This is a genomic window from Achromobacter sp. Bel (assembly GCF_012928505.1).
In the GTDB taxonomy this organism is placed as follows: domain Bacteria; phylum Pseudomonadota; class Gammaproteobacteria; order Burkholderiales; family Burkholderiaceae_B; genus Achromobacter.
In genome coordinates this window covers 19,187-44,210 of sequence record NZ_JABBJN010000051.1, presented here as the reverse complement: position 1 = coordinate 44,210, position 25,024 = coordinate 19,187, and the positions used below count along the sequence as shown (strand labels likewise).

Here is a 25,024-nt window from a genome sequence, read left to right as displayed (position 1 = left end):
CCGGTCACCTCCGTGCCCCCCGTGGCCGCCGCGCCGACGACGCCGCCCGCCACGCAGACGCCGCCGCCCGTCACGCAGCCCAAGCCTGAAGTCAAACCGAAGCCGGAACCCAAGCCCGAGCCGAAGCCGGCCACGCCCAAGCCCGACGCGCGTTCCGACGACGGCGCGCGCGCGCTGGCCCTGCTGGAAGGCCGGTCGACGCCCGCCGCCGCCGCGCCTGCCCCCAAGCCTGCCGCCAAGGGCAACTTCGTGCTGCAGATCGCGGCCTACACAACGTCGGAAGACGCCCAGTCGCGCCGCACCAAGCTGCATCAGGCCGGCGTCACGAACGCATTCGTGGAACAAGCCTCCATCGGAGGCAAACAGCAGTACCGTCTGCGCGTGGGGCCGTTCCCTTCGCGCGAGGCGGCGCAGGCGGCCCAGGCGCGTTTGCGCACCTTGGGCTATGACAATGGTTTCATTGCCGCGCAATAGTGACCGGCTTCGACTTCGTCGTGCTGGCCATCCTGGCGGTCTCGGGTGTGCTGGGCCTGGTGCGCGGCTTGCTCAAAGAGGTGCTGTCGCTGGTCGCCTATCTGCTGGCCTTCGTGGCCGCGATATGGTGGGGCCCCACGGTCTACACGTGGCTGGAGCCCTATATTGAAACGACGCTGCTGCGCATGGGAGTCTCATACGCCGTGGTGTTCATCCTTGTGCTGCTCGGTGTGGGGTTGGTCAACATGACGCTAGCCGCCTTGATCCGCAGTACCGGACTCAGCCCCGCCGATCACGGCCTGGGTGGAATGTTCGGACTGGCCCGTGGTCTGGTGATCGTCCTGGCGCTGGTCGCCGCCGCCGGCTATACGCCGCTGCCCCAAGAGCCGTGGTGGAAGGACGCCATGTTTTCGCATTCGGCCATCGAGGCCATCAAACATATCAAAACGTGGCTGCCGCCGTCTTTGGCGACATGGCTGCCGTATTGATTAGCTTCAAATCAACCAGGAAATCTCACCATGTGTGGAATCGTAGGGGTCATCGGGCGCGGGCCGGTCAACCAGCTGCTCTATGACAGCTTGCTGCTGTTGCAGCATCGCGGGCAGGACGCCGCGGGCATCGCGACGTCGCAAGGCAACCAATTCAATATGTACAAGGCTCACGGCCTGGTGCGCGACGTCTTCCGGACGCGCAACATGCGCTCGCTGCCGGGTACGTCTGGCGTCGGCCAGGTCCGCTATCCCACCGCGGGCTCCAGCGCCAGCGAGGAAGAGGCCCAGCCGTTCTACGTCAACGCTCCGTTCGGCATCATGTTCGCCCACAACGGCAACCTGACCAACTGGCGCGAACTGCGCGAATCGCTCTACCGGGTCGATCGCCGCCACATCAACACCAACTCGGATTCCGAAGTCCTGCTGAACGTGCTGGCGCACGAGCTGCAATCGTCGGCCAATGGCGTGTCGCTCGACGACGACGCCATCTTCCGCGCGGTGTCGGCCGTGCATAAGCGGGTGCGCGGCGCCTATGCCGTCGTGGCGCAGATTTCCGGCTACGGCCTGCTGGCGTTCCGCGACCCCAACGGCATCCGTCCGCTGTGCATCGGCCGCATGGAAACGGACGAAGGCACCGAATGGATGGTGGCTTCCGAATCCGTGGCGCTGGAAGGCAGCGGGTTCGCCTTCGTGCGCGACGTCGATCCGGGCGAGGCCGTGTTCATCGACCTGGACGGCCGCTTCGTCAGCCGCCAGTGCGCTGAAAACCCGCAACTGGTGCCCTGCATTTTCGAATATGTGTACTTTGCGCGTCCGGATTCGCTGATCGACGGCGTGTCGGTCTACGACGCCCGCCTGCGCATGGGTGAATACCTGGCCGACAAGGTCGCGCGCAACATGCGCCTGGGCGACATCGACGTCGTTATGCCGATCCCGGACTCCTCGCGTCCCGCCGCCATGCAGCTGGCTGCCCGCCTGAACCTTGATTACCGCGAAGGGCTCATCAAGAACCGCTACGTGGGCCGTACGTTCATCATGCCGGGGCAGGCCGTGCGCCGTAAATCCGTGCGCCAGAAGCTCAATGCCATCGGCATGGAATTCAAGGGCAAGAACGTGCTGCTGGTCGATGATTCCATCGTGCGCGGCACCACCAGCCGCGAGATCGTCGACATGGCGCGCGCCGCCGGTGCCAACAAGGTGTACTTCGCCTCGGCCGCGCCTCCCGTCCGTTTCCCCAACGTGTACGGCATCGACATGCCGACGCAGTCGGAGCTGATCGCTACCGGCCGCTCCGACGAGGAAATCGCACGCGCCATCGGCGCCGACTCGCTGATCTACCAGGACCTCGCCGACATGCAGCAATCGGTGCGCGACCTGAACCCCAAGATGTCTCGTTTCGAAGCCTCGTGCTTCGACGGTGAATACGTCACCGGCGACATCACCGCCGAATACCTGGCCCGCCTGGGTCAGTCGCGCGCGGAACCGGGCCAGGACGAAGGCGCCAGCGGCCTGCAGTTCAACATGGGCTACGCCGCCAACGACGCCTGATCCGTTGCCGTCACGCTCATTGAAAATGCCGTCCCTCGGGACGGCATTTTTTTCGTGGCGCCGGCAAAAGCGGGGCCGAGCGTCAGCCCTTGGCGTCCCACAACGTCTCGCGCGTGGCTTCCAGATGGGTCAGATACAGGCGCAAGTCGAATTCGTACTGGTGATAGTGCGGTTCCATGCGCAGGCACAGGTTGTAGAAGGCCTTGTTGTGGTCCTTCTCTTTCAAGTGCGCCAGTTCATGCACCGTGATCATCTTCAGGAATTCGGCGGGCACGGTCTTGAAGAGCGTCGCCACGCGGATCTCGTGCTTGGCGCGTAGCTTGCCGCCCTGCACGCGCGAGATGTACGTGTGTTGCCCCAGCGCATGCTGGATCACATGGATCTTGCTGTCGTAGGCGACCTTGTTGATCAGGTCGCCATTGCGCATATAGGTGTTCTTCAGATCCGTCACGTACTCGTACAACGCGCGGTCGGTCCGCACCGCGTGCGGGCCATCGGGGTAGCGCGCCAGCAGCGCGGGGCCCAGCTTGCCCTGGTCAAGCAACTGCTGGGCCTGGAGCAGCAAGGTCTCCGGGTAGCCGGTCAGGTATTTCAAGGTCGTCCTGCGCAGGCTTGCTGTTTACTGGGGGCGGCCGCGTCCGAAGACGACGGGCAGCGCCATGAAGAACAGGACGACGAAAAGCGCCAGGCTCCACAGGGCGTACTCGATGCCTAGCACCGGCACCTTGGCGTCCATGCAGGTGGCGAAGATGCCGAACAGCCAGGGGATGGCGCCTTCCAGGCCGATGCCGGTCATGAAACGGTCGGCAAAGGTCTGGTCGCAGGACAGCATGTTGGCGGCGACGCTGTATTGGTACCAGGCCGCGGCCACGCCACCCAGGGACAGCAAGGCCGCCAGCGCCGCGGCGATGCGCGTCAATGCGCGTCCGCCGCCGAAGCCGCCGATCAGGGCGATGACGCCGATCACCAGGTAGATCAGGCGCTGCATGACGCACCAGGCGCACGGCGGCATGTCGAAGACATGCTGGGAGACGAGGGCCACGCCGACCGCGCCGAAGCAGAACAGGGCGATCAGGCGAAGCAGGCGTTCAGAACGAGTGGTCATTGTTGTTGCAAGGTATCGGGTTGATCGGGGCGGGATCCCTATCCCGCCAGGCTTAGGCCTTGGGAATCGGAATTGGTTGCATCACTTGCGTCAGCACGCCCAGCATCAGGTCGCGCGCGCCTTCCCAGAAGATCTGCACGCCCAGGCACAGCATGATGAACGCCGACAGCCGCATGAACACGGCGGTGCCATTGTCGCCCAGGCGGTGCAGCATCTGGGCGGCGAAGCGCAGGCAGATGTAGAGCGTCAGCGACACGGCTATGATGCCGGGAATCGAGCCGCCCAGCCGCACCAGGCTCAGCACGTGGTTCTGGTCGCGCAGCGAGACGCCTACGGTGATGGCGGCCGCGATCGAGCCGGGGCCGCAACTGATCGGGAAGGTCAGCGGGTAGAAGGCCCGGGCCTTGGCCATTTCCGGGGTAAAGGATTCGGCCATGCGCGCCACGCGCTCGGTGTCGGCGTCGGGGGAATTCACCAGCCGCCAGGCGCTGGCAATTACCAGCATGCCGCCGCCGACCCGCACGATGGACAGCGAAATGCCGAAGAAGCTCAACAGCACGTTGCCGGCCACCATGGCCACGATCAGCATCAGGCAGACATTGATCGCCACCCGTTTGGCCAGCACCATCCGTGTGGACGATGACGCGCCTTCCGTCAATGACAGGAAGATGGGCGCGATGGCCGGTGGGTTCAGGAAGGGCAGGAGCGTGGCCAGGGCGAAGAAAAAGCTGCCGCCGAAAACGCGCAAATAGTCATTGAGCTGCATGGGAGCGGGCGTCGCCTGGCCGAAAACCCGGATTGTATGCGGTCCGGGGTGGTCTGGCGATGCCTGGGAGCCGGATCACGCGACGCGCTGCTGCGCCTCTTCGCCGGCCAGCGCGTCCAGGACGTCGCGTTCGAACTGCATCTGGCTGCGGGGGCGCGCCAATGCCGAGCCGTCCACGATGAACACGTCCTCCACGCGATCGCCCAAGGTCATGATCTTGGCCATGAGCAGGTTGATCTCGTGCCGGGCGAAGACGCGCGCCAAGGCGTGCAGCAGCCCGGGGCGGTCGGTCGCGGTGACCGACAGGCGCCACGACGTGCTGCGCTCGTCGGGCTGCAGTTCGGCTTGCGGCATGACGGGGAACACCCGCGACACCCGCGATTGCCGGTTGCGGCCGTAGTAGCCCCCGCGGCTGGGCTGCGTCTGGGCCGCGGCGTGCGGGTCCTTCAGGCGTTCCGCCAGCTCGTGTTCGACCAGCGTGGCTTGGGCGCGCAGGTCGCTGGCGCCTTCGGGCAGCAGCACGATGAAGCTGTCCAGCGCCCAGCCATGCCGCGTGGTGTGGATGCGCGCGTCCTGGATGGACAGGCTCTTGGCGTCGAAGTAGCCGCAGATGGCCACGAACAGATCGGGCGCGTCGCGGGTGTACACCATGATCTGCAGGCCTTCGCCCTGTTCGGTGGGGCGGGCCTTGACGACCGCCTGCGCGGGCGCGACCTGGTGGTACAGATGGCGCGTGTGCCAGGCGATATCCGAGGCGTCGTGGCGCAGGAAGTAGGCCACGTCCAACTGGTTCCAAAAGGCTTCGCGGGCGTCGTCGCGCAAGCCGGCCAGGCGCGTCAGGCGGGCGGCTTCGTCCTTGCGCTCGGTCAGTACGGTGTGGGCATCGGCATGGGCGCCGCCCAGGGCCGCCAGGGTCAGCTTATACAGGTCTTCCAGCAGCTTGCCTTTCCAGGCGTTCCAGACTTTGGGACTGGTGCCGCGGATGTCGGCCACCGTCAGCAGGTAAAGCGCGGTCAGATGGCGTTCGTCTTTGACGGTGGCGGCGAATTCCTGCACCACGGCCGGATCGGACAAGTCGCGCTTTTGCGCCACGGCCGACATCAGCAGATGCTGGCGCACCAGGAATTCCGCCAGCTTGGCGTCTTCGGGGTCCATGCCGTGGTCCTGCGCGAACTTGCGCACTTCGCGGGCACCGAGTTCGGAGTGGTCGCCGCCGCGGCCCTTGGCGATGTCGTGGAATAGCGCCGCCACGTACAGCACCCAGTGGCGGTCCAGGCTCGCGATCAGTTGGCTGGCCAGCGGATATTCCTGGGCGTGTTCGGGCATGGTGAAACGGCGCAGGTTGCGCACCACCGCCAGCGTGTGCTGGTCGACCGTGTAGGCGTGGAACAGGTCGTGTTGCATCTGGCCGACGATGCGGCGGAACACCGGCAGGTAACGCGGCAGGATGTTCAGCATCGTCATGCGCCGCAGCTCGTGCACGATGCCGCGGGGCTGTTGCAGGATTTGCAGGAACAGCTTGCGGTTGACGGGGTTGCGGCGGAACTGCGCGTCGATGCGGTGGCGCGAATGCCAGATGGCGCGCAGCGTGCGGGCCGACATGCCGGTCAGCTCGGGGTGCTGCTGCATGACCAGGAAGGCACGCAGCAGCAGCGTGGGATTGCGCTCGAAGCCGTCGTCCCGAATGATGTCCAGGCGGTCGCGCAGGTTGCGGAAATCGTCGTCGATATCGCGCGCGTCGCTCTCGGGGCGCGGGAACAGGCGTTCTTCGATATTCTGCACCAGGATACCGTTCAACTGCGTGACCAGACGCGCCGCCCAGTAGTAGCGCTGCATCAGTAGCTCGCTGCCGCGCCGCGTGGCGGTGGCATGGATGCCGTAGACCTCGGCCAGCGCCGGTTGCAGGTCGAACAGCACGCGGTCTTCGCGGCGGTTCGACAGCAGGTGCAGTTCGATGCGCAGGCGCTTGAAGGCCTGCTCGGCCTTTCGCAGGTCGCGCGCTTCGGAAGACGTCAGCAGGCCCGCCTGGGCCACCGACCGCCAACTGTTGCCGAACCCGGCCGCGCGCGCCATCCACAGGATGACCTGCAGGTCGCGCAGGCCCCCTGGAGACTCCTTGCAGTTCGGTTCCAGCGCGTAGGGGGTGTCGTGGTAGCGGGCGTGGCGCTGCTGCATTTCGACGCGCTTGGCGCGGAAGAAGGCGCGCGGGTCCAGGCGGGATTTGGTCGCGGCGTCGAACTTCTTCATCAGGGCGCGGCTGCCGGCCAGCCAGCGTGATTCCAGCAGCGCGGTCTCCACCGTGATGTCGGCGTCGGCTTCGCGCTCGCAGTCTTCGATGGTCCGCACGCTGTGGCCGGGTTCCAGGCCCAGGTCCCACAGCGAGGCCACCAACTGCTCGATGGCGGTCTCGTCCTCGCGCGTGGGCGCGTGCGGCAGCAGGATCAATAGATCGACGTCGGAATGCGGATAGAGTTCACCGCGGCCATAGCCGCCCACGGCGGCCAGCGTGGCGCCGGCCGGCAGGGGGCAATGCTTGATCAGGTCGCGCAGGCCCGCATCCACGATGCGCCGCAGCTCGGACAGCAGCGTGTCCGGCCGTTCGTGCTCCCGGAACTGAGCCACCGCGGCCCGCCGGGATTGTTGGATGCGTTCACGCAGGGAACTCAGGATTTCGGCGGTCATGGCGGCGGGCGGCGGAGCCTCAGACGGCGGGGATGACGATGGGCTCGGTGATGAATGCCGGCGGCTGGGGCATGCCCGGCGACAGGGTCAGGACTTCGTAGCCGGTTTCGGTGACGCAGACAGCATGCTCCCATTGGGCCGACAGGCTGTGGTCGCGGGTCACGACCGTCCAGCCGTCGGACAACTGGCGGATCTCCCGGCGGCCGGCGTTGATCATGGGCTCGATGGTGAACAGCATACCTGTCACCAATTTCACGCCCGTGCCGGGCTTGCCATAATGCAGCACCTGGGGATCTTCATGGAAGCGCTGGCCGATGCCGTGGCCGCAGAATTCGCGAACGACCGAAAAGCCATTGGATTCGGCGTGTTTCTGGATCGCGTGGCCGATGTCGCCCAACGTGGCCCCGTTTTTTACCTGCTGGATGCCTTTCCACATGCACTCGAAAGTGATGTCGGTCAGGCGGCGCGACAGGATCGATTGCTCGCCCACGGCGTACATGCGGCTCGTGTCGCCGAACCAGCCGTCCTTGATGATGGTGACGTCGATGTTCAGCGAGTCACCGTTCTTCAGCACTTTGTCGCCGGGAATGCCGTGGCAGACCTGGTGGTTCACGGACGTACAGATGGCGCCGGTGAAGGGCGGGTAGCCGGGCGGGGCGTAGCCGACGGTGGCGGACTTCACTTTCAGTTCGTCAGTCAGGTATTCCAGGCAGAGGCGGTCCAGCTCTCCGGTGGTTACACCCGGCTTCACGTGGGGGGTGATGAAATCGAGGACTTTGGCGGCGTCCTGGCAGGCGGCGCGCATCTTGGCCAGGTCGGCCGGGTTGGTAATTGTGCCCATGGAGTAACTTGACGATCTCTCGCTTGAATGTCTGCTTGAAAGAATAGTAGAATTATAGGCTTCCCTAAAATTTTGGGGAGCAATCGGGTTACGGCAAGAGCCGATTCCAGGTGGTGTGGCCAAAAATGGCCCGGCACGGATCAGCCAGCAAGTTTGTCACCAAGCTCTTCGTCGGCCCGTCTTATGAGATCGGCGGCAAGCCCTGAAGTTTCACCGCAAGCGAAGGTTGTGGAGCGAAATCGGGCAGGTCGTCAGGTTCTGGGACAGGTGGACGGGCGTAGCGGGGCCGCGTGCTGGCAGGGTGTGTGCGGGGGCGTGTAAGCGTTTAAGGCCAACAAAGCTGGGGCACGGCGTGCTTGTAATCCCGGTCATGTTTTAGAGCGGCGATGCAGGTTCGGTATGGGCGTCGGATTAAGTTCTTGAAAATGCTCGCATTTTCTTAAGAAATGCCCCGATGGCCTGATGCGCGGGAAGGCTGCAAGGCCCCACTGCGAAGAGCTGGATTTCGCTGCCAACAAAACAAGTCCGGGTGCGCTGAGCGGGCAACCGCCGGAAACTTCCAGGAAATTCCTGGAGTGTCTGGATCAGCGCAATGCAAGTGTGCGGTGCAAGGCTCTCGTCGTGGCGGCCGTCTGGGTTTATCGCGGAAGCAGTATGTTTATTGCGGCAGTGATCGGTCGGCCCGGTTAAAATTTTGTCCATCCCGCATGTTGCGGGAAATCGCGCGCAACACCACCCAGGGTGTCAGCCAGATGCTGATGCAGGTGCGGCGCAAGAAATCAACCCTTGGAGAATTACATGTCTTTGATGCGCGAAATGCTGGAAGCGGGTGTCCACTTTGGTCACCAGACCCGTTACTGGAACCCCAAGATGGCTCAGTACATCTTCGGTCACCGCAACAAGATTCACATCATCAACCTGGAAAAGACGGTTGATAAGTACCAGGAAGCCACCAAGTTCGTGAAGCAGCTGGCTGCTCGCGGCGGCAACATCCTGTTCGTCGGCACCAAGCGCGCTGCGCGCGACCTGGTGGCTGCCGAAGCCGCCCGTTGTGGCATGCCCTACGTCGACGCCCGCTGGCTCGGCGGCATGCTGACCAACTTCAAGACGGTCAAGACCTCGGTCAAGCGCCTGAAGGACATGGAAGTCATCGTCGCCGACGGCGGCGCTGAGCGCATGATCAAGAAAGAAGGCCTGCTGTTCCAACGCGAACTGGACAAGCTGAACAAGGCGATCGGCGGCATCAAGGACATGAACGGTCTGCCTGACGCCATGTTCGTCATCGACGTCGGCTACCACAAGATCGCCATCGCTGAAGCCAAGACGCTGGGCATCCCCGTGGTCGCCGTGGTTGACACCAACCACTCGCCCGACGGCATCGACTACGTCATCCCCGGCAACGACGACTCGGCCAAGGCCATCGCGCTGTACGCCAAGGGCATCGCCGACGCCGTGCTGGAAGGCCGCGAACAGAACCTGAACGGTCTGGTCGAAGAGCAGGGCGAAGGTCAGGAAGAGTTCGTCGAAGTGCAGGACAACCAGGCGTAAAGCCTGCTGTCATGTCCGGCGGTTAGTGTCCGGGAGCGGCTCTGAACAAGGTCCGTTCCCGCCTCGCCGGCACTGCGAAGGTGGGCTCCCATCTTCCGAACCCGCGTATCGCGGGCGTCCCATCGAATCAAATCACTGCCCCGGCGAGCCGGGGCGTGTCTTAGCAAAATTGGAGCAAACATGGCTGAAATTACCGCTGCCCTGGTCAAGGAACTGCGCGAAAAGACCGACGCGCCCATGATGGAGTGCAAGAAGGCCCTGACGGAAGCCGAAGGCGACCTGGTTCGCGCCGAGGAAATCCTGCGCGTCAAGCTGGGCAACAAGGCCAGCAAGGCCGCTGCCCGCGTCACCGCCGAAGGCCTGATCGGTCTGTTCATCTCCGCCGACGCCAAGCAAGGCGCCGTGATCGAAATCAACTGCGAAACCGACTTCGTCGCCAAGAACGACGACTTCGTCGGCTTCGTGAACAAGCTGGCCGAATTGGTCGCCACGCAGAATCCGGCCGACGTGGCCGCTCTGTCGGCGCTGCCGTACGGCGACGGCACCGTTGACTCGACCCGTACCGCCCTGATCGGCAAGATCGGCGAAAACATCTCGATCCGCCGCTTCGAGCGCATCCAGACCCCGAATTCGCTGGCCAGCTACGTGCACGGCGGCCGCATCGGCGTGCTGGTGGAATACACCGGCGCCGAAGAAGTGGGCAAGGATCTGGCAATGCATATCGCCGCCACCAAGCCCAAGGCCCTGAACGCCGACGGCGTGAACCCGGCCGACATCGCCGCCGAGCGCTCGGTCGCCGAGCAAAAGGCCGCTGAATCGGGCAAGCCCGCCGAGATCGTCGCCAAGATGGTTGAAGGTTCGGTCGCCAAGTACCTGAAGGAAGTGACCCTGTTGTCGCAGCCGTTCGTCAAGAGCGACAAGCACACGGTCGAGCAGCACCTGAAGGAAAAGGGCGCGTCGATCAGCAAGTTCGTGCTGTTCGTTGTCGGCGAAGGTATCGAGAAGAAGACCAGCGACTTCGCCGCTGAGGTTGCCGCAGCCGCCGCCGGCGCCGCCTGACCTCGGGGTAGTGCTTAAAGGCCGGCACTAGATTAAATTCTAGTCCGGCCTTTTTCGCCGCAGGGCTCCCCATTCTTGTCTTACACTTTCGTCGGATTGTTCTTCGGGATATCACCTATGAGCAGCAGAGCATACAAACGGGTTCTTCTCAAACTTTCCGGCGAGGCGCTGATGGGCGATGATGCATTTGGCATCAATCGCTCCACCATCGTCCGCATGACCGATGAGATCGCCGAAGTCGCCGCCACCGGCGTCGAACTGGCCATTGTCATCGGCGGAGGTAATATTTTCCGTGGCGTCGCCCCGGGTGCGCAGGGCATGGACCGCGCCACCGCCGACTACATGGGCATGATGGCCACCATCATGAACGCGCTGGCGCTGCAAGACGCGCTCAAGCACAAGGGTATCGACACCCGCGTACAATCCGCCCTGAACATCGATCAGGTCGTTGAACCCTACATCCGCCCGAAAGCCTTGCGTTACCTCGAAGAGGGCAAGGTCGTCATCTTCGCCGCGGGCACGGGCAACCCCTTCTTCACCACCGATACCGCCGCCGCGCTCCGCGGCGCTGAAATCGGCGCCGAGATCGTGTTGAAGGCCACCAAAGTGGACGGCATCTATAGCGCGGACCCCAACAAGGATCCCACCGCTACGCGCTATGCGCGGATCAGCTTCGATGAAGCGATCGTGCGCCGTCTGGAAGTCATGGACGCCACCGCGTTCGCGCTGTGCCGTGACCAGAAACTGCCGATCAAAGTGTTTTCGATCAATAAGTCCGGCGCGCTCAAGCGAGTCGTCAGCGGCGAAGACGAAGGCACGTTGGTACACGTTTAAAGAAAAGGAAATTCCATGAGCGCCGCAGAAATTCGCAAATCCGCCGAAGACAGGATGTCCAAGTCGCTTGATACGCTCAAGATCAACCTGGGCAAGATCCGTACGGGCCGCGCCCATACCGGCATCCTGGATCACGTGCAGGTCGAGTATTACGGTTCGCCGGTGCCGGTCGGCCAGGTCGCCAACGTGAACCTCGTGGACGCCCGCACCCTCAGCGTGCAGCCCTACGAAAAGCAAATGTCCGGCCCGATCGAAAAGGCCATCCGCGAATCGGACCTGGGCCTGAACCCTATCTCGATGGGCGACACCATCCGCGTGCCGATGCCGGCCCTGACCGAAGAGCGCCGCCGCGACCTTACCAAAGTCGTGCGCAGCGAAGGTGAAGATGCCAAGATCGCCGTGCGCAACTTGCGCCGCGAAGCGAACGAAGCACTGAAGAAGCTGGTCAAGGACAAAGAGATCTCCGAAGACGACGAGCGTCGTTCGCAGGACGATGTCCAAAAGCTGACTGATCGCGCCGTGGCCGACATCGACAAGATGGTCGTCCAGAAAGAAGCGGAAATCATGACCGTATAATTCCAGATCGCCCAGGGGCGGACGGCTTGTCCGTTTCGCCCCGGCATCAGGATTTCTTGCCTATGCGCCGTCCTTTCCATTGCCCCGCAGCACCTTCATGCAGCAGCGATGGAACGACGGCGCAGGTTTTTCTCCCGTATTTCTGATTTCGCCGGTTTTCCGCGCAGTCCCCAATCCATGGCAACCAGTTCGACCCAGGCGGTTCCCGATACTCGTGATATCCCCGAGCACGTCGCCATCATCATGGATGGCAATGGTCGGTGGGCGACGCGTCGGTTGCTGCCCCGCACGGCCGGGCACGCCAAGGGCGTGCAGGCGGTGCGCCGCGTCGTCGAGGCCTGTGGCCGTGCCGGCGTGCGCTACCTGACCCTGTTCGCTTTCAGTTCCGAGAACTGGCGCCGCCCCGCCGAAGAAGTATCGCTGTTGATGCGCCTGTTCGTGCAGGCCTTGGAGCGAGAGATCGGCAAGCTGGAAGAGCAGGGCGTGCGGCTACACGTGATCGGCGACCTGAGCGCGTTCGAGCCGCGCCTGCAGGAGCTTATCTTCGCCGCTCAGGAACGCACCGCGCACAACGACCGCCTGCACCTGACGGTGGCTGCCAACTACGGCGGTCGCTGGGACATCCTGCAGGCCACCCGCGCCATGCTGGCGGCCGAACCGGCGCTTGCCTCCCATCCTGAACAGGTGGACGAGGCGCGGCTGGCCCGGCATCTTTCCATGTCTTGGGCGCCCGAGCCCGACCTGTTCATCCGCACGGGCGGTGAACAACGCATTTCCAACTTCCTGATCTGGCAGATGGCCTACGCGGAGTTCTACTTCACGGACCGCTATTGGCCGGATTTCGGCGCCGCGGAGCTGCAAGCGGCGTTTGACTGGTATCGCACCCGCGAACGGCGCTTTGGCCGCACCAGCGCGCAAGTCAGCGAAAACGGCGCGCAATAAGCAGACGGCGACAAGCGCGTCTTTCCAAAGCAGCACACGAGGAGACCGTCATATGTTGGGCCAGCGTATCGTTACCGCCATCATCCTGTTGGCCATTCTGGCCGCCGCGATGATCAGCGCCAATCCCTGGTGGTTCGTCGCCTTGCTTGCCCTGGCCGCCGCATGCGCCAACTGGGAGTGGCTGCGCCTGACGCTGCCGCAGCCCCCGTCCCCCCTCATTTCCGTCGGCGTCGCCGTCTTGCTGTTCGCCGGTATGTTGGCGCTGACCTCCGCCTGGCTGACCGGCGACGGTACCGGTGCGAGCGATCCCGCCTGGGTGCTGTACTACGTGGTGCCCGCCGTGGCTGCCGTGTGGCTGTTCGGCGGTGTGACCGCAGTGGTCCGCGGGCGCTCCGACGCATCGCCGGCCAGCCTCGGGTGGTCGGTATTTTCGGTTCCGGCGGCATTTGCCGCCTGGGCGGTGCTGGCGCAGATGTTTATGGCCCGCGGCGCGGGTTTCGTGGTGTCGCTGCTGGCCCTGGTCTGGGTCGCGGATATTGCCGCCTATTTCGCGGGCCGGGCTTTCGGCAAGCGTAAACTGGCTCCGCGGGTCAGCCCGGGCAAGACGATCGAAGGCGCCATCGCCGGGGTGCTTGGCGCCGTCGTCTGGATCGGCCTTTCCAGCTTGTGGGCGGGTTCGTTCGGCCACGCCCTGGTCGAGCGCTGGAGCTTCTGGCTGGCGTTGCCGATCGCGGCGCTGCTGGGCGTGCTGTCCATTGTGGGAGACCTGTTCGAGTCGCTGCTCAAGCGCCGGGCCGGCCGCAAGGATTCCAGCACGCTGCTGCCTGGCCACGGCGGCGTCTATGACCGCATCGACGCGATTCTTCCTGTCGCGCCGTTCGCGCTACTTTTGTCTGGAGTGTTGTTTTGACGGCTTTTCAACGCGTCGTCGTGCTGGGGTCGACGGGTTCGATCGGTGAAAGCACGCTGGATGTGATTGCCCGCCATCCTGAACGGCTGGCGGTCTATGCGCTTTCCGCATACAGCCGCATGGAGCGCCTGGCCGAGCAGGCGAAGGCGAGCCGCGCAGCCGTGGTGGTGGTGCCCGACGAGGCGGCCCGCAAGCGTTTCGCCGCCGCGTGGGGCGGCGCACGGCCCATGCCCGAGATCCGGGTGGGCGCGCAGGCGCTGGCCGATACGGCTGCCGACTCCCAATGCGATTCGGTCATGGCCGCGATTGTCGGCGCAGCCGGGTTGCCCGCGGCGCTTGCCGCCGCCCGCACCGGCAAGCGCGTATTGCTGGCCAATAAAGAGGCGCTGGTTGCCGCAGGTTCGCTCTTCATGCAGGCAATTCGCGACAATGGCGCTGAATTGCTGCCTATCGACAGTGAGCACAACGCCATCTTCCAGTGCATGCCCCACGGCGGGCGGGCGGGCGCGCCTGACTCGCTGGCGCCCGGCGTCCGCCGTTTGCTGCTGACGGCGTCGGGCGGACCGTTCCGGAATCGCGACCTGGAAGACCTGCACGATGTAACGCCCGACCAGGCTTGCGCCCATCCCAACTGGAGCATGGGCCGCAAGATTTCGGTGGATTCGGCGACCATGCTCAACAAGGGCCTGGAAGTGATCGAAGCGCACTGGCTTTTTGCCATGCCCGCGGATCGCATCGAGGTCGTGGTGCATCCCCAAAGCGTCGTGCACTCGATGGTCGAATACGACGACGGCTCGATTCTCGCGCAGTTGGGCCAGCCCGACATGCGGACCCCGATTGCCTACGGCCTCGGGTTCCCTGAGCGGCTGGATAGCGGCGTAGGGCCCTTGGACCTGACCCGCCTGGGCCGGCTGGACTTCGAAAAACCCGATCTGGCCCGATTCCCGTGCCTGGCGCTGTCGTTCGCCGCGTTGCGGGCGGGGCAGGCCGCCTGCGTCGCGCTGAACGCCGCCAATGAAGTGGCCGTCGATGCGTTTTTGGGCGGCCGGCTTGCCTATACCTGGATTCCGCGAGTGATCGAAGCTTCCCTGGAGTGGCAGGCGCGGCAAGCATCTGTTACGCTCGGCAGTCTTGACGACGTGCTTGCGCTGGATGCTGAAGCGCGCATCTTCGCAGGTAACCTGGGGCTGGCCTGATGGCTGGCCGCGCTTGCTTTCAGATTTTCTAGATCCCGATTCCGATGCTTTTCACCCTGCTGGCCTTTGCGGTCGCGCTTGGCTCCCTGATCATCTTCCATGAACTGGGACACTATTGGGTAGCCCGCCTGTGCGGGGTGAAAGTGCTGCGTTTCTCGGTAGGCTTCGGCAAAGTCATCTTGCGCCGCACAGACCGCCATGGCACGGAATGGGCCGTTTCCGCCTTGCCGCTGGGCGGCTACGTCAAGATGCAGGACGACCCGCCTCCCGGCGCGTCCGCCGCCGAAGTCGCCAGCGCGTTCAACAACAAGTCCGTCGGCAAGCGTATCGCCATCGTGGCCGCCGGCCCTATTTTCAACCTGATCCTCGCCGTCTTCCTGTATGCCGGGCTGAACATGGCTGGCACCGACGAGCCGCAGGCCATCATTGCCCAGCCGGCGGCCGAGACGCCGGCCTCGCAAGCCGGTCTGCTTGCGGGAGACCGCATCCTGGCAATCGACGGCCAGGAGGTCAGTTCCTGGTCCGACGCCCGTTGGCGCTTGATGGACGTCATGGCCACCGGCGGCCGCGCTCAGATCGAAGTCAGCACGCCCGCTGGCGCCGTCCAGCAGCGTGAACTGAATCTGCCCGCCAACGCGATGGACCCATCCGGTGGCGATCCGCTCGCCGCGGCCGGCATCCGCCTGGCCCAACCCAAGCCTGCCGTGCGCGCCGTCAACGACGGCGGGGAAGGGCAGGCGGCCGGCTTGCGCCAGGGCGATCTCGTCATCGCGGTGAACGGCCAGCCCACGCCGGATACCGGCGCGCTGGTCAAGCAGATCCAGGAAAGCGCCGGCAAGACGCTGGCGCTGACGCTGGTGCGCGACGGCGCCAACATCTCGCTGAACGTCACGCCCCGCCCGGAACTGGTCAATGGCCAGGAAATCGGCCGCCTGGGCGTGCAGCTCGGCGGCGATATCCCGATGGTCACGGTGCGCTACGGCATCTTTGAAAGCGTATGGCGCGGCGCCGTGCGCACCTGGGACACTGCCTGGTTCTCGTTGCGCATGATGGGCCGCATGGTCACGGGCGACGTGTCCTGGCGCAATGTCAGTGGCCCGGTCACGATCGCGGACTACGCCGGACAGACCGCAAGAATCGGCATTGTTGCGTATATCGCCTATATCGCCTTGATCAGTATCAGTCTTGGTGTACTAAATTTGCTGCCCATTCCTATGCTGGATGGTGGCCATCTGCTGTACTATCTCGTCGAAATTGTGCGGGGTAGCCCGCCGCCAGCGAGGTGGATCGATATCGGGCAGCGCGCCGGCATAGGTTTATTGGCAGGCCTCATGGGGCTTGCGCTGTTCAACGATTTCACGCGTTTATTCACTTAAGCGCGATTTAGCATAAAATCCCCCGCCATTTGCACGACCGAGGATACTCAAGGATGTCTTTTCGCCGGATGTTTCATCACAAAAAGGGTGTACTGCCGGGTCTGATCGCCGCTTTATTGCTGCCGGCCATGGCCCAAGCCTTCGACCCTTTTGTCGTGCGGGATATCCGCGTAGAGGGTATTCAACGGACTGACGCCGGCACGGTGTTCGGCTATCTGCCCGTCAAGGTCGGCGAGAAATTCACGGAAGAAGAAGCGACTGAAGCGATCCGTCGCCTGTACGGCACGGGTTTCTTCACCGACGTGCAGATCCAGACGGACAACAACGTCGTCGTCGTGGTCGTGCAGGAGCGTCCGACGATCGCTTCCGTCAACTTCAACGGCATGCGCGAATTCGATTCCAAGGCCATCACCACCTCGCTTGGGCAGGTGGGGTTCGCCGAAGGCCGCATTTTCGACCGTTCCATGCTTGAACGCGCCGAATACGAACTGAAGCAGCAATACCTGTCCAAGGGCAAGTACGGCGTCGAAGTGACTTCCACCGTGACCCCGCTGCCGCGCAACCGCGTCGGCGTGAGCTTCGACGTGTTCGAAGGCTCGGTGGCCCGCATCCAGGAAATCCGTTTCGTCGGCAACAAGGCCTTCTCCGAAAGCGATCTGCTTGACGAGTTCAAGCTGACGACGCCGGGCTGGTTGACCTGGTACACCGATACCGACAAGTACTCGCGCGAAAAGCTCGAGGGCGATCTGGAGCGCCTGCGCTCGTTCTACCTGGACCAGGGTTACCTGGAGTTTTCGGTCGAGCCCCCGCAGGTCACGATTTCTCCCGACCGCAAAGACATTCGCATCACGATCACCGTTCACGAAGGCGAGCCCTACAAGGTGCGCAGCGTGAAACTGGCCGGCAACCTGCTGGGGCTGGACAAGGAAATCAACGCGCTGGTGCAGACCAAGCCGAATGAAACGTTCTCGGCCGCCAAGGCCAACGATTCGGCCAAGGCCATCACCGACTACCTGGGTGAACTGGGCTACGCGTTCGCCAACGTCAACCCGAACCCGCAGTTGGACCGCGCCAAGCACGAAGCCGACCTGACGTTCTACGTCGATCCCAGCCGCCGCGTTTACGTGCGCCGCATCCAGATCGGCGGCAACACCCGCACGCGCGACGAAGTCGTGCGCCGCGAGATGCGCCAGCAGGAAGCCGCCTGGTACGACGCCAAAGACATCAAAACCTCGCGCGACCGCGTCGATCGCCTGGGCTACTTCAGCGACGTCAACGTCAAGACCGATCCGGTTCCGGGTTCGCCCGACCAGGTCGACGTGAACGTCGATGTGAAGGAAAAGCCCACCGGCATGATCAACCTGGGTGTGGGCTACGGCTCGTCCGAAAAGGCGATTCTGTCGGCCGGCATCAGCGAAGACAACGTCTTCGGCAGCGGCACCAACCTGACGCTGCAGTTGAACACCAGCAAGACGAACCGCGCGATCGTGCTGTCGCACACCGATCCGTACTGGACCAAGGACGGCATCAGCCGCACGACGTCCGCGTACTACCGCGTGACCGAACCCTGGAACAACAACGACGGCGATTACCGCGTCAAGGCGATCGGCCTGGGCATGAACTTCGGCATTCCGATCTCGGAATACGACCGGATCTTCCTGGGCGCGAACTTCGAACACAACCAGATCGACCTGTTCACGAATTCGCCGCAGGCCTACAAGGACTTCGTCGGCCAATACGGCGATTCGACGGACTCGGTGATCTTCAGCACGGGCTGGTCCAAGGACACGCGTGACAGCGCGTTGGCGCCGACCAAGGGTTCGTACACCCGCCTGAAGGCCGACGTGTCCACGGTCGATCTGCAATACACCATGCTGACTGGCCAGCAGCAGTACTTCGTGCCGCTGGGCGGTTCCTACACCCTGGCCTTGAACGGCATGGTGGACTGGGGCCGTAGCTACGGCAGCAAGAACTACCCGGTCATCAAGAACGTCTATGCCGGCGGTATCGGCACCGTTCGTGGCTACGAAGGGTCGTCGCTGGGTCCGCGCGATACGCTCACGGGCGACTACCTGGGCGGCACGCGACGCATGATCGCCAACGCGCAGCTGTATCTGCCGTTCCCGGGCGCCTCGAAGGACCGCACGCTGCGCTGGTTCATCTTCAGCGACGCGGGCCAGGTGGCGGCGGGCAGCGGCTTGAGCTGCACCCGTGGACGTAACAACACCGAGGTCGAAGATCCTTGCGGCTGGCGCTTCTCGGCCGGTATCGGCCTGTCGTGGCAGTCCCCGATGGGTCCGCTGCAACTGTCTTACGCCCGTCCGCTCAATTCCAAGGCGGGTGACGACAAGCAAAGCTTCCAGTTCCAGATCGGGACGGGTTTCTAAGCGAGCCGTTACGCTTGAAAACAAGGGAGGTGACCGCTGGGCCGGCTCCCTTGCTGTTTAGTGGCACAATACACACTTTGGCTTTGCCTTACTGGAAGGTGAGATTTTCATGATGTCTGATTTCGCACTTAAATCATCGAATACGCCGCGCGCCAAGCGCCGTGGCAAGCTGGGCGGCTCCATTGCCCTGGTGGGTGCGCTCATTCTCGGTTCGGCTGCTGCGATTCCCGCACAAGCTCAAAACACCAAGATCGGCTTCGTCAACACCGAGCGGATCCTGCGTGAGTCGGGCCCGGCGAAGACGGCGCAAAGCAAGATCGAAGCTGAATTCAAGAAGCGCGACGACGAACTCCAGCGCCTGAACAACAGCCTGCGTTCGCAAGCCGAAAAGTTCGACAAGGACGCGCCTGTCCTGTCGGAGTCGGACCGCGTCAAGCGTCAGCGTGAACTGTCGAACCTGGATACCGACCTGCAGCGCAAGCGCCGCGAATTCCAGGAAGACTTCAATCGCCGCCGCAATGAAGAATTCTCGGGCATCGTGACGAAGGCCAACGAGGCCATCAAGCGTATCGCCGAGCAAGAAAGCTACGACCTGATCATCCAGGACGCTGTGACGGTCAACCCGCGCATCGACATCACCGACAAGGTGATTCAGAGCCTGGGCAAGTAAGCAGTACCCGTCGAGTTATGCCGGTTTTACTGGATCTTGCCCGCGCGCCGACGCTTGAAGCACTGTTGAGCGCTGCCAATACCCAGGGCATGGACTGGCGTATCAGCACGGCTCCTGGCGCGGACCCCTTGCGGGTCTGCGGCATCGGGACCCTGTCTTCGGCAGGCAGCCAGGAAATCGCTTTCCTGGCGAACCCCCGCTACCAGAGCCAGCTCGGCTCGACGCAGGCAGGGGCGGTCATCGTCTCCGCTGATGTCGCCGACGCTCTGGAAGCCGAAGGGGTTGCCCGGCCGCCGTTCGCGCTGGTCGTCTGCAAACATCCCTATCTGCTTTACGCGCGTGTGGCGCAATGGTTCGATGCCGCCCGGCGGCCCGTAGAGCCTGCCGCCACGCATCCTTCGGCGGTCGTCGCGTCCGACGCTGTGATCGAGGAAGGCGTGCGTATCGGCCCCAATTGTGTCGTGGAAGCCGGTGCGCGCATCGGGCGCGATACGGTATTGGGGCCGGGTTGCGTCATCGGCGCCGGATCGTCCGTCGGGCCGGGAAGCCGGCTGCATGCGCACGTCACGCTGTACGAAGGCGTGAAGGTGGGCGCACGGGCAATCATCCATAGTGGCGCCGTGCTGGGCGCGGACGGATTCGGCTTTGCGCCGGACCCCTCGCTGGGCAAGGGCGCTTGGGGCAAAATTCCCCAGTTGGGTGGTGTGACGGTCGGCGCCGACGTCGAAATCGGTGCCAATACCACGATCGACCGGGGCGCCCTGGACGACACCCTGGTGGCGGACGGCGTCAAGCTGGATAACCAGATCATGGTGGCGCACAACGTGCGCATCGGCGCGCATACCGCCGTGGCGGCATGCGTCGGGATCGCGGGTTCGACCACTATCGGCGAACGCTGCACCATCGGCGGCGCGGCGATGCTGTCGGGCCACCTGGTCCTGGCGGACGATGTCCACATATCAGGCGGCACTGCGGTGACGTCCAGCATTTCGAAGCCTGGCCGCTATACCGGGGTGTTCCCGTATGCGGAGCATGGCGAATGGCAGCGCAACGCCGCCGTGATACAACAGTTGGCGCAACTGCGCCGCCGCGTGCGGACGCTGGAAAAAGACTAGGGCGCGGTTGCCGCCCTGGCGTGCACGCGCCAAAATTATTTCATTTCGCAGGAAAGCATAGAAAAATGGAACTCGACATCAAGGGGATCATGGAGAGGCTGCCGCATCGTTACCCGATGCTGCTGATTGATCGCGTCGTTGAAATGGTGCCCGGCAAATCCATTGTCGCCATCAAGAACGTCTCGATCAACGAACCGTTTTTCAACGGTCACTTTCCTCACCATCCGGTGATGCCGGGCGTGCTCATCGTCGAAGCCATGGCGCAAGCCTCGGCCTTGTTTTCGTTCACCGACGAAAACGGCGGACTGAAGTGCGAAGGCTCCAAGACGGCCTACTACCTCGTCGGCATCGATGGCGCGCGCTTTCGCCGCCCCGTCGTGCCGGGCGACCAGTTGCGCATCGAAGTCGAAGCTGAACGCCTGAGCCGCAGCATCTGTAAATACGCCGCGCGCGCGACAGTCGACGGACAGGAAGTGGCGTCCGCCAAACTGATGTGCGCGATTCGCAGCCTGGAAGAGTAAATGGCAGGACACATCCATCCTACCGCTGTCGTTGATCCGGCGGCAAAAATCGACCCGACTGCCGTGATCGGACCGTTCGCGGTGGTGGGGCCTGATGTGACCATCGGCGCGGGCACCGAGATCGGCCCGTACTGCATGGTCGACGGTGTCACGACCATCGGGCGCAACAACCGCTTTTACCGCTACTGCTCCATCGGCGGCATGCCGCAGGACAAGAAGTACGCGGGCGAAAAGACGCGCCTGACGATCGGCGACGGCAACACCGTGCGTGAATTCGTCACGTTGAATACCGGCACGGTGCAGGATGGCGGCGAGACGACGCTGGGCAATGACAATTGGATCATGGCCTATGTGCACGTCGCACACGACTGCCATATCGGCAACCACACGATCCTGGCCAATTCGGTCCAGCTGGGCGGCCACGTCCACGTGGGCGACTGGGCGATCATCGGCGGCCTGACCGGCGTGCACCAGTTCTCGCGCGTGGGCGCGCACACCATGACGGGCGGCAACAGTTCGCTGATGCAGGACTCGCCGCCGTTCGTGCTGGCGGCCGGCAATCCGTGCCGCCCCGTGGGCATCAACGTGGAAGGCCTGAAGCGCCGGGGCTTTACCCCGGTGATGATTTCGGCCCTGCGCGAAGCCTACAAGATCATTTTCCGCCGCGGTTTGCCGTTGGATGCGGCGCGCGCCGAATTGCGCAAGCGCCAGCAGGAAATCCCCGAGGCGGCCGAGCATCTGCAAACGCTGCTCGAATTCCTTGACGTCGCATCGCGCGGCATCATTCGTCCATGAGCACGCGGATCGGCATGGTGGCCGGCGAGCCTTCGGGCGACTTGCTGGCCGGACGCATCATTGCCGGTCTGCAAGCACGCGACGCTGACGTCCGCTGCGAAGGCATTGGCGGGCCGCAGATGCAGGCCCGCGAATTCGATACCTGGCATCCCATGCATGCCTTGACGGTATTCGGCTACGTGGACGCCTTGAAGCGTCTGCCCAGCCTGCTAGGGACGTATCGCGACGTCAAACGCCGCTGGCTGGCGGAACCGCCCGCCGTTTTCGTCGGCATCGACGCGCCCGATTTCAACCTCAGGCTGGAGCATCAGCTGCGCCTGGCAGGCACGCCTACCGTGCATTTCGTCGGACCCTCCATCTGGGCCTGGCGCTACGAACGCATCCACAAGATCCGCGAATCGGTGTCGCACATGCTGGTGCTGTTTCCGTTCGAGGAAGAGATCTACCGCAAGGAACGCATCCCGGTCACGTACGTGGGCCACCCGCTGGCGGGGGCCATTCCGATGGAACCCGACCGTGCCGCCGCGCGCGAGCGGCTGGGCATCGACCGGGACGCCCGCGTGCTGGCGATCCTGCCCGGTAGCCGTTCGTCCGAGATCCGGCTGTTGGCGCCCCGTTTCCTGCAGGCGGCGCAACGGCTGCTGAAAAAGGATCCGGCGCTGCAATGCGTGGTGCCCATGGTCAACGACCAGCGGCGTGCCGAGTTCCAGGCGATCCTGGCCGAACATCCCGTGCCCGGCCTGCGCTGCATCACGGCGGACGATCTGCATGGCGCAGGCGGCGACCGCAAGGCGCCGGTGGCCTGGTCCGTCATGGAAGCCGCGAACGCGGTGCTGGTGGCCAGCGGCACCGCCACGCTGGAGACGGCGCTGTACAAGCGCCCCATGGTGATTTCCTACGTCCTGTCGCCCTGGATGCGCCGGATCATGTCCTGGAAGTCCGGGCAACAACGGCCTTACCTGCCTTGGGTGGGCCTGCCGAACGTGCTGCTGCGCGACTTCGCGGTGCCCGAGCTTCTGCAGGACGACGCCACGCCCGAGAAGCTGGCCGAGGCCACCTGGGCGTCGCTGACCGACGATGCGCTGATCGCGCGCGTCGAGGCCCGCTTTACCGCCATGCACCAGGAACTGCTGCGCGACACGCCAGCCCTGGCGGCACAGGCGATCCTGGAGGTGGCCGGTGGAGCAGCCTGACCTGTTCGCGGCGCCTGAGCAGCCGGCCCTGTTGACGGCCGGCGTGGACGAGGCCGGCCGCGGCCCCCTGGCGGGCGCCGTGTACGCGGCGGCGGTCATCCTGGACCCCGATCGGCCGATCGAGGGGTTGGCCGACTCGAAGGTGCTGAAGGCCGCCACGCGCGAAGCGCTGGCGCTGCTGATCCAGGAACGCGCGTTGGCCTGGTGTGTTGCCAGCGCCAGCGTAGGCGAGATCGACTCCTTGAATATCCTGCGCGCGACCATGCTGGCGATGCAGCGGGCTGTCCAAGGCCTGTCCACGCCCGCCCAGGTGGCGCTGGTGGACGGCAATCAGGCGCCCAAACTGGCCTGCACGGTGCAGACCGTCATCAAGGGCGACGCCCTGGTGCCGGCGATCTCCGCCGCATCGATCCTGGCCAAAACGGCACGCGATGCCGACCTGATGCGCCTGCATACGCTGTACCCGCAATATGCGTTCGACCAGCACAAGGGATACGGCACGGCGCTGCACTTGCAGATGCTGCGCGAACACGGCCCTTGCGCCGAGCATCGCCGCAGTTTCGCTCCCATCAAGGCTTTCGGCTTGGTCTCATGAAGCACATCAGTTCCCGCGACAATCCCGCGGTCAAGGCGCTGGCCAAGCTGGCGGGGTCGGCGGGCAAGCGCGGCGCGCCTGTGCTGCTGGACGGAGTGCACCTGTGCCAGGCCTGGCTGCAACACCATGGCGCGCCTGACCAGGCCGTGTTCGACGTCGATCGGCTATCGCAGCCCGACATCGCCGCGCTGGCGGCCGCCGTGCCGGATGCGCGCTGCCTGGCGCTGGACGCGCGCCTGATGCAGTCGGTGGCCAGCGTGGAAAGCGGGCAGGGCGTCGCGTTCGTGGTGACGCCGCCGGCGCTGGAATTGCCGGCCCTCGTCGAAGAGAATTGCGTGCTGTTCGACCGTATCCAAGACCCGGGCAATGTCGGCACATTGCTGCGGACTTGCGCGGCGGCGGGCGTGAAACGCGTGTTCCTGGCGACCGGCACGGCCGCTGCCTGGTCGCCCAAGGTGGTGCGCAGCGGGCAGGGCGCGCATTTCGCGCTGGTCATCCATGAACACGTCGACTTGGCCGGTTTGCTGCCGCGCCTGCGGGTGCCGCTGGTGGCCACCGCGCTGGATGGGGCCCAAGACCTGTACGAAGGCAGCCTGCCTGGGCAATGCGCCTGGGTTTTCGGGCATGAGGGCCAAGGCGTCGCGGCCGACTTGCTGCGCGCGGCCCGCCTCAAAGTGCGCATCCCCCACGATATGGCGGCCGTCGAATCGCTGAATGTCGGGGCGGCGGCGGCCATCTGCCTGTTCGAACAGCGCCGTCAAGCGCTGCGGGGCCTTACCCGCTGACGCGGGAATCTCCTGCTGTTTTCGTGGACTGACCCCGTTTATACTGCGGCGATCATGAGCCACGGCCAGTGCGCAGCGGGCGCCAGCGGCTTATCCACCTGAGGGCGATTCATGAAGATCTGGGCGAAGTTGATGCTTGCCGCGGCGGCTGCCGCGCTGCTGTTGTCGGGTTGCGCCGGCCCCCGTTACGCGGACGTGGCGTCGAAAATCCCGGCCCTGGATCCCCAGCACGGCCGGATCTATTTCTACCAGCTTGCCTCGGCGGCGGGCGAGGCCGCCACCGAGCCGGCCATCATGGTGGACGGGCGCAAGGTCGGCCGTTCCAAGCCTGCTCGGTTCTTCTTCGTGGACCGCCCGGCGGGCACGGTGTCATTGGCGTTCGCCGACCGAGCCGGCCCGAACGAGGTGCTGAGCGTGCCGCTGGCCGCCGGCCAGACCCGCTATGTGCGCGTCGACATCGAAGGCGGCAAGCAGGTGTTGCGCCAGGAAGCGTCGGAAGAGGCGGCGCGGCAGGCCATGGGCGACCTGAAATACTGGGGCGCGGGGTGGCGTGACCGCGAAAAGCTGCGGTATTGAGTTAAGCGCGACGCACATTTTGTAAAATTCAGTCGCCCT

Annotated in this window: 25 protein-coding genes; 20 read left to right on the top strand and 5 right to left on the bottom strand. The window is 64.3% G+C overall.

Features of this window, described 5'->3' with window-relative positions; genetic code table 11:
• The 3 genes from HG262_RS24670 to purF all read left to right on the top strand — a co-directional run.
• Nucleotides 1-474: SPOR domain-containing protein (locus HG262_RS24670; protein ID WP_211187759.1), on the top strand; the 474-nt coding region annotated here is incomplete at its 5' end.
• Complete coding sequence (locus tag HG262_RS24665) at nucleotides 474-962, top strand: CvpA family protein (RefSeq protein ID WP_088588337.1); 489 nt, start codon at nucleotides 474-476, stop codon at nucleotides 960-962. The genes HG262_RS24670 and HG262_RS24665, both read left to right, overlap by 1 nt.
• A gap of 30 nt (nucleotides 963-992) precedes the next feature.
• Nucleotides 993-2,513, top strand: a complete 1,521-nt coding sequence (purF, locus tag HG262_RS24660) for an amidophosphoribosyltransferase (protein ID WP_169273516.1) — start codon at nucleotides 993-995, stop codon at nucleotides 2,511-2,513.
• Nucleotides 2,514-2,595: 82 nt separating this feature from the next.
• Here purF and HG262_RS24655 read toward each other — a convergent pair whose 3' ends face one another.
• From HG262_RS24655 to map, 5 genes are all read right to left on the bottom strand, one after another.
• A complete protein-coding gene (locus HG262_RS24655) occupies nucleotides 2,596-3,108 on the bottom strand; it encodes a YgjP-like metallopeptidase domain-containing protein (protein WP_169273515.1) in 513 nt (170 codons plus the stop codon).
• Between the two features lie 24 nt (nucleotides 3,109-3,132).
• Nucleotides 3,133-3,618 (bottom strand): disulfide bond formation protein B, encoded by a 486-nt coding sequence (locus HG262_RS24650; protein ID WP_169273514.1) that lies wholly within the window; start codon nucleotides 3,616-3,618, stop codon nucleotides 3,133-3,135.
• Between the two features lie 52 nt (nucleotides 3,619-3,670).
• Nucleotides 3,671-4,384, bottom strand: a complete 714-nt coding sequence (locus HG262_RS24645; protein WP_006223445.1) for a MarC family protein — start codon at nucleotides 4,382-4,384, stop codon at nucleotides 3,671-3,673.
• A 75-nt stretch (nucleotides 4,385-4,459) separates the two neighbouring features.
• On the bottom strand, nucleotides 4,460-7,066 hold the full coding sequence (locus HG262_RS24640) for a [protein-PII] uridylyltransferase (protein WP_169273513.1): 2,607 nt from the start codon (nucleotides 7,064-7,066) through the stop codon (nucleotides 4,460-4,462).
• Nucleotides 7,067-7,085: 19 nt separating this feature from the next.
• On the bottom strand, nucleotides 7,086-7,907 hold the full coding sequence (map, locus tag HG262_RS24635) for a type I methionyl aminopeptidase (protein ID WP_169273512.1): 822 nt from the start codon (nucleotides 7,905-7,907) through the stop codon (nucleotides 7,086-7,088).
• 798 nt (nucleotides 7,908-8,705) lie between these two features.
• Here map and rpsB point away from each other — a divergent pair.
• The 17 genes from rpsB to HG262_RS24550 all read left to right on the top strand — a co-directional run bounded on the left by rpsB (nucleotide 8,706) and on the right by HG262_RS24550 (nucleotide 24,985).
• Nucleotides 8,706-9,455 (top strand): 30S ribosomal protein S2, encoded by a 750-nt coding sequence (gene rpsB, locus HG262_RS24630; protein ID WP_169273511.1) that lies wholly within the window; start codon nucleotides 8,706-8,708, stop codon nucleotides 9,453-9,455.
• A 180-nt stretch (nucleotides 9,456-9,635) separates the two neighbouring features.
• The gene (gene tsf, locus HG262_RS24625) at nucleotides 9,636-10,514 is read left to right on the top strand and encodes a translation elongation factor Ts (protein WP_169273510.1); all 879 of its coding nucleotides are present in this window, start codon (nucleotides 9,636-9,638) and stop codon (nucleotides 10,512-10,514) included.
• 117 nt (nucleotides 10,515-10,631) lie between these two features.
• Nucleotides 10,632-11,348, top strand: a complete 717-nt coding sequence (gene pyrH / locus HG262_RS24620) for a UMP kinase (protein ID WP_054425864.1) — start codon at nucleotides 10,632-10,634, stop codon at nucleotides 11,346-11,348.
• A 15-nt stretch (nucleotides 11,349-11,363) separates the two neighbouring features.
• On the top strand, nucleotides 11,364-11,924 hold the full coding sequence (gene frr / locus HG262_RS24615) for a ribosome recycling factor (protein ID WP_006223439.1): 561 nt from the start codon (nucleotides 11,364-11,366) through the stop codon (nucleotides 11,922-11,924).
• Between the two features lie 177 nt (nucleotides 11,925-12,101).
• Entirely contained in the window at nucleotides 12,102-12,866 is a 765-nt protein-coding gene (gene uppS / locus HG262_RS24610; protein WP_169273509.1) for a polyprenyl diphosphate synthase, read from the top strand.
• Nucleotides 12,867-12,918: 52 nt separating this feature from the next.
• Entirely contained in the window at nucleotides 12,919-13,776 is an 858-nt protein-coding gene (locus HG262_RS24605; protein ID WP_169273508.1) for a phosphatidate cytidylyltransferase, read from the top strand.
• Entirely contained in the window at nucleotides 13,773-14,972 is a 1,200-nt protein-coding gene (locus HG262_RS24600; RefSeq protein WP_169273507.1) for a 1-deoxy-D-xylulose-5-phosphate reductoisomerase, read from the top strand. Before HG262_RS24605 ends, HG262_RS24600 begins: the two co-directional genes overlap by 4 nt.
• 44 nt (nucleotides 14,973-15,016) lie before the next feature.
• Nucleotides 15,017-16,348 carry an RIP metalloprotease RseP gene (gene rseP / locus HG262_RS24595; RefSeq protein ID WP_169273506.1) on the top strand — a complete coding sequence of 444 codons (1,332 nt, stop codon included), beginning with the start codon at nucleotides 15,017-15,019 and terminating at the stop codon, nucleotides 16,346-16,348.
• A 53-nt stretch (nucleotides 16,349-16,401) separates the two neighbouring features.
• Nucleotides 16,402-18,735 (top strand): outer membrane protein assembly factor BamA, encoded by a 2,334-nt coding sequence (gene bamA, locus HG262_RS24590; protein WP_169273505.1) that lies wholly within the window; start codon nucleotides 16,402-16,404, stop codon nucleotides 18,733-18,735.
• 109 nt (nucleotides 18,736-18,844) lie between these two features.
• A complete protein-coding gene (locus HG262_RS24585) occupies nucleotides 18,845-19,405 on the top strand; it encodes an OmpH family outer membrane protein (RefSeq protein ID WP_046807180.1) in 561 nt (186 codons plus the stop codon).
• 17 nt (nucleotides 19,406-19,422) lie between these two features.
• Nucleotides 19,423-20,520 (top strand): UDP-3-O-(3-hydroxymyristoyl)glucosamine N-acyltransferase, encoded by a 1,098-nt coding sequence (lpxD, locus tag HG262_RS24580; protein WP_169273504.1) that lies wholly within the window; start codon nucleotides 19,423-19,425, stop codon nucleotides 20,518-20,520.
• Between the two features lie 65 nt (nucleotides 20,521-20,585).
• Nucleotides 20,586-21,041, top strand: coding sequence for a 3-hydroxyacyl-ACP dehydratase FabZ (fabZ, locus tag HG262_RS24575; RefSeq protein ID WP_006223429.1), 456 nt, complete (start codon nucleotides 20,586-20,588; stop codon nucleotides 21,039-21,041).
• Nucleotides 21,042-21,836, top strand: a complete 795-nt coding sequence (lpxA, locus tag HG262_RS24570; RefSeq protein WP_169273503.1) for an acyl-ACP--UDP-N-acetylglucosamine O-acyltransferase — start codon at nucleotides 21,042-21,044, stop codon at nucleotides 21,834-21,836.
• The gene (gene lpxB, locus HG262_RS24565; RefSeq protein WP_169273502.1) at nucleotides 21,833-23,029 is read left to right on the top strand and encodes a lipid-A-disaccharide synthase; all 1,197 of its coding nucleotides are present in this window, start codon (nucleotides 21,833-21,835) and stop codon (nucleotides 23,027-23,029) included. The genes lpxA and lpxB overlap by 4 nt, the downstream gene beginning before the upstream one ends.
• Nucleotides 23,016-23,624, top strand: a complete 609-nt coding sequence (rnhB, locus tag HG262_RS24560; protein WP_169273501.1) for a ribonuclease HII — start codon at nucleotides 23,016-23,018, stop codon at nucleotides 23,622-23,624. Before lpxB ends, rnhB begins: the two co-directional genes overlap by 14 nt.
• Nucleotides 23,621-24,409 (top strand): RNA methyltransferase, encoded by a 789-nt coding sequence (locus HG262_RS24555; RefSeq protein ID WP_169273500.1) that lies wholly within the window; start codon nucleotides 23,621-23,623, stop codon nucleotides 24,407-24,409. Before rnhB ends, HG262_RS24555 begins: the two co-directional genes overlap by 4 nt.
• 111 nt (nucleotides 24,410-24,520) lie before the next feature.
• On the top strand, nucleotides 24,521-24,985 hold the full coding sequence (locus HG262_RS24550) for a DUF2846 domain-containing protein (RefSeq protein WP_169273499.1): 465 nt from the start codon (nucleotides 24,521-24,523) through the stop codon (nucleotides 24,983-24,985).
• The last annotated feature ends 39 nt before the right edge of the window (nucleotides 24,986-25,024 follow it).

What these genes read in the sequence shown, in the direction of transcription:
- purF (WP_169273516.1), top strand. Translation starts at nt 993, where the DNA reads ATGTGTGGAATCGTAGGGGTCATCGGGCGCGGGCCGGTCAACCAGCTG.
- frr (WP_006223439.1), top strand. Translation starts at nt 11,364, where the DNA reads ATGAGCGCCGCAGAAATTCGCAAATCCGCCGAAGACAGGATGTCCAAG.
- HG262_RS24640 (WP_169273513.1), bottom strand. Translation starts at nt 7,066, where the DNA reads ATGACCGCCGAAATCCTGAGTTCCCTGCGTGAACGCATCCAACAATCC.
- lpxB (WP_169273502.1), top strand. Translation starts at nt 21,833, where the DNA reads ATGAGCACGCGGATCGGCATGGTGGCCGGCGAGCCTTCGGGCGACTTG.
- uppS (WP_169273509.1), top strand. Translation starts at nt 12,102, where the DNA reads ATGGCAACCAGTTCGACCCAGGCGGTTCCCGATACTCGTGATATCCCC.
- rseP (WP_169273506.1), top strand. Translation starts at nt 15,017, where the DNA reads ATGCTTTTCACCCTGCTGGCCTTTGCGGTCGCGCTTGGCTCCCTGATC.
- lpxA (WP_169273503.1), top strand. Translation starts at nt 21,042, where the DNA reads ATGGCAGGACACATCCATCCTACCGCTGTCGTTGATCCGGCGGCAAAA.
- rpsB (WP_169273511.1), top strand. Translation starts at nt 8,706, where the DNA reads ATGTCTTTGATGCGCGAAATGCTGGAAGCGGGTGTCCACTTTGGTCAC.
- lpxD (WP_169273504.1), top strand. Translation starts at nt 19,423, where the DNA reads ATGCCGGTTTTACTGGATCTTGCCCGCGCGCCGACGCTTGAAGCACTG.
- HG262_RS24555 (WP_169273500.1), top strand. Translation starts at nt 23,621, where the DNA reads ATGAAGCACATCAGTTCCCGCGACAATCCCGCGGTCAAGGCGCTGGCC.
- HG262_RS24585 (WP_046807180.1), top strand. Translation starts at nt 18,845, where the DNA reads ATGATGTCTGATTTCGCACTTAAATCATCGAATACGCCGCGCGCCAAG.
- bamA (WP_169273505.1), top strand. Translation starts at nt 16,402, where the DNA reads ATGTCTTTTCGCCGGATGTTTCATCACAAAAAGGGTGTACTGCCGGGT.
- map (WP_169273512.1), bottom strand. Translation starts at nt 7,907, where the DNA reads ATGGGCACAATTACCAACCCGGCCGACCTGGCCAAGATGCGCGCCGCC.
- tsf (WP_169273510.1), top strand. Translation starts at nt 9,636, where the DNA reads ATGGCTGAAATTACCGCTGCCCTGGTCAAGGAACTGCGCGAAAAGACC.
- HG262_RS24645 (WP_006223445.1), bottom strand. Translation starts at nt 4,384, where the DNA reads ATGCAGCTCAATGACTATTTGCGCGTTTTCGGCGGCAGCTTTTTCTTC.
- HG262_RS24650 (WP_169273514.1), bottom strand. Translation starts at nt 3,618, where the DNA reads ATGACCACTCGTTCTGAACGCCTGCTTCGCCTGATCGCCCTGTTCTGC.
- pyrH (WP_054425864.1), top strand. Translation starts at nt 10,632, where the DNA reads ATGAGCAGCAGAGCATACAAACGGGTTCTTCTCAAACTTTCCGGCGAG.
- HG262_RS24550 (WP_169273499.1), top strand. Translation starts at nt 24,521, where the DNA reads ATGAAGATCTGGGCGAAGTTGATGCTTGCCGCGGCGGCTGCCGCGCTG.
- fabZ (WP_006223429.1), top strand. Translation starts at nt 20,586, where the DNA reads ATGGAACTCGACATCAAGGGGATCATGGAGAGGCTGCCGCATCGTTAC.
- HG262_RS24605 (WP_169273508.1), top strand. Translation starts at nt 12,919, where the DNA reads ATGTTGGGCCAGCGTATCGTTACCGCCATCATCCTGTTGGCCATTCTG.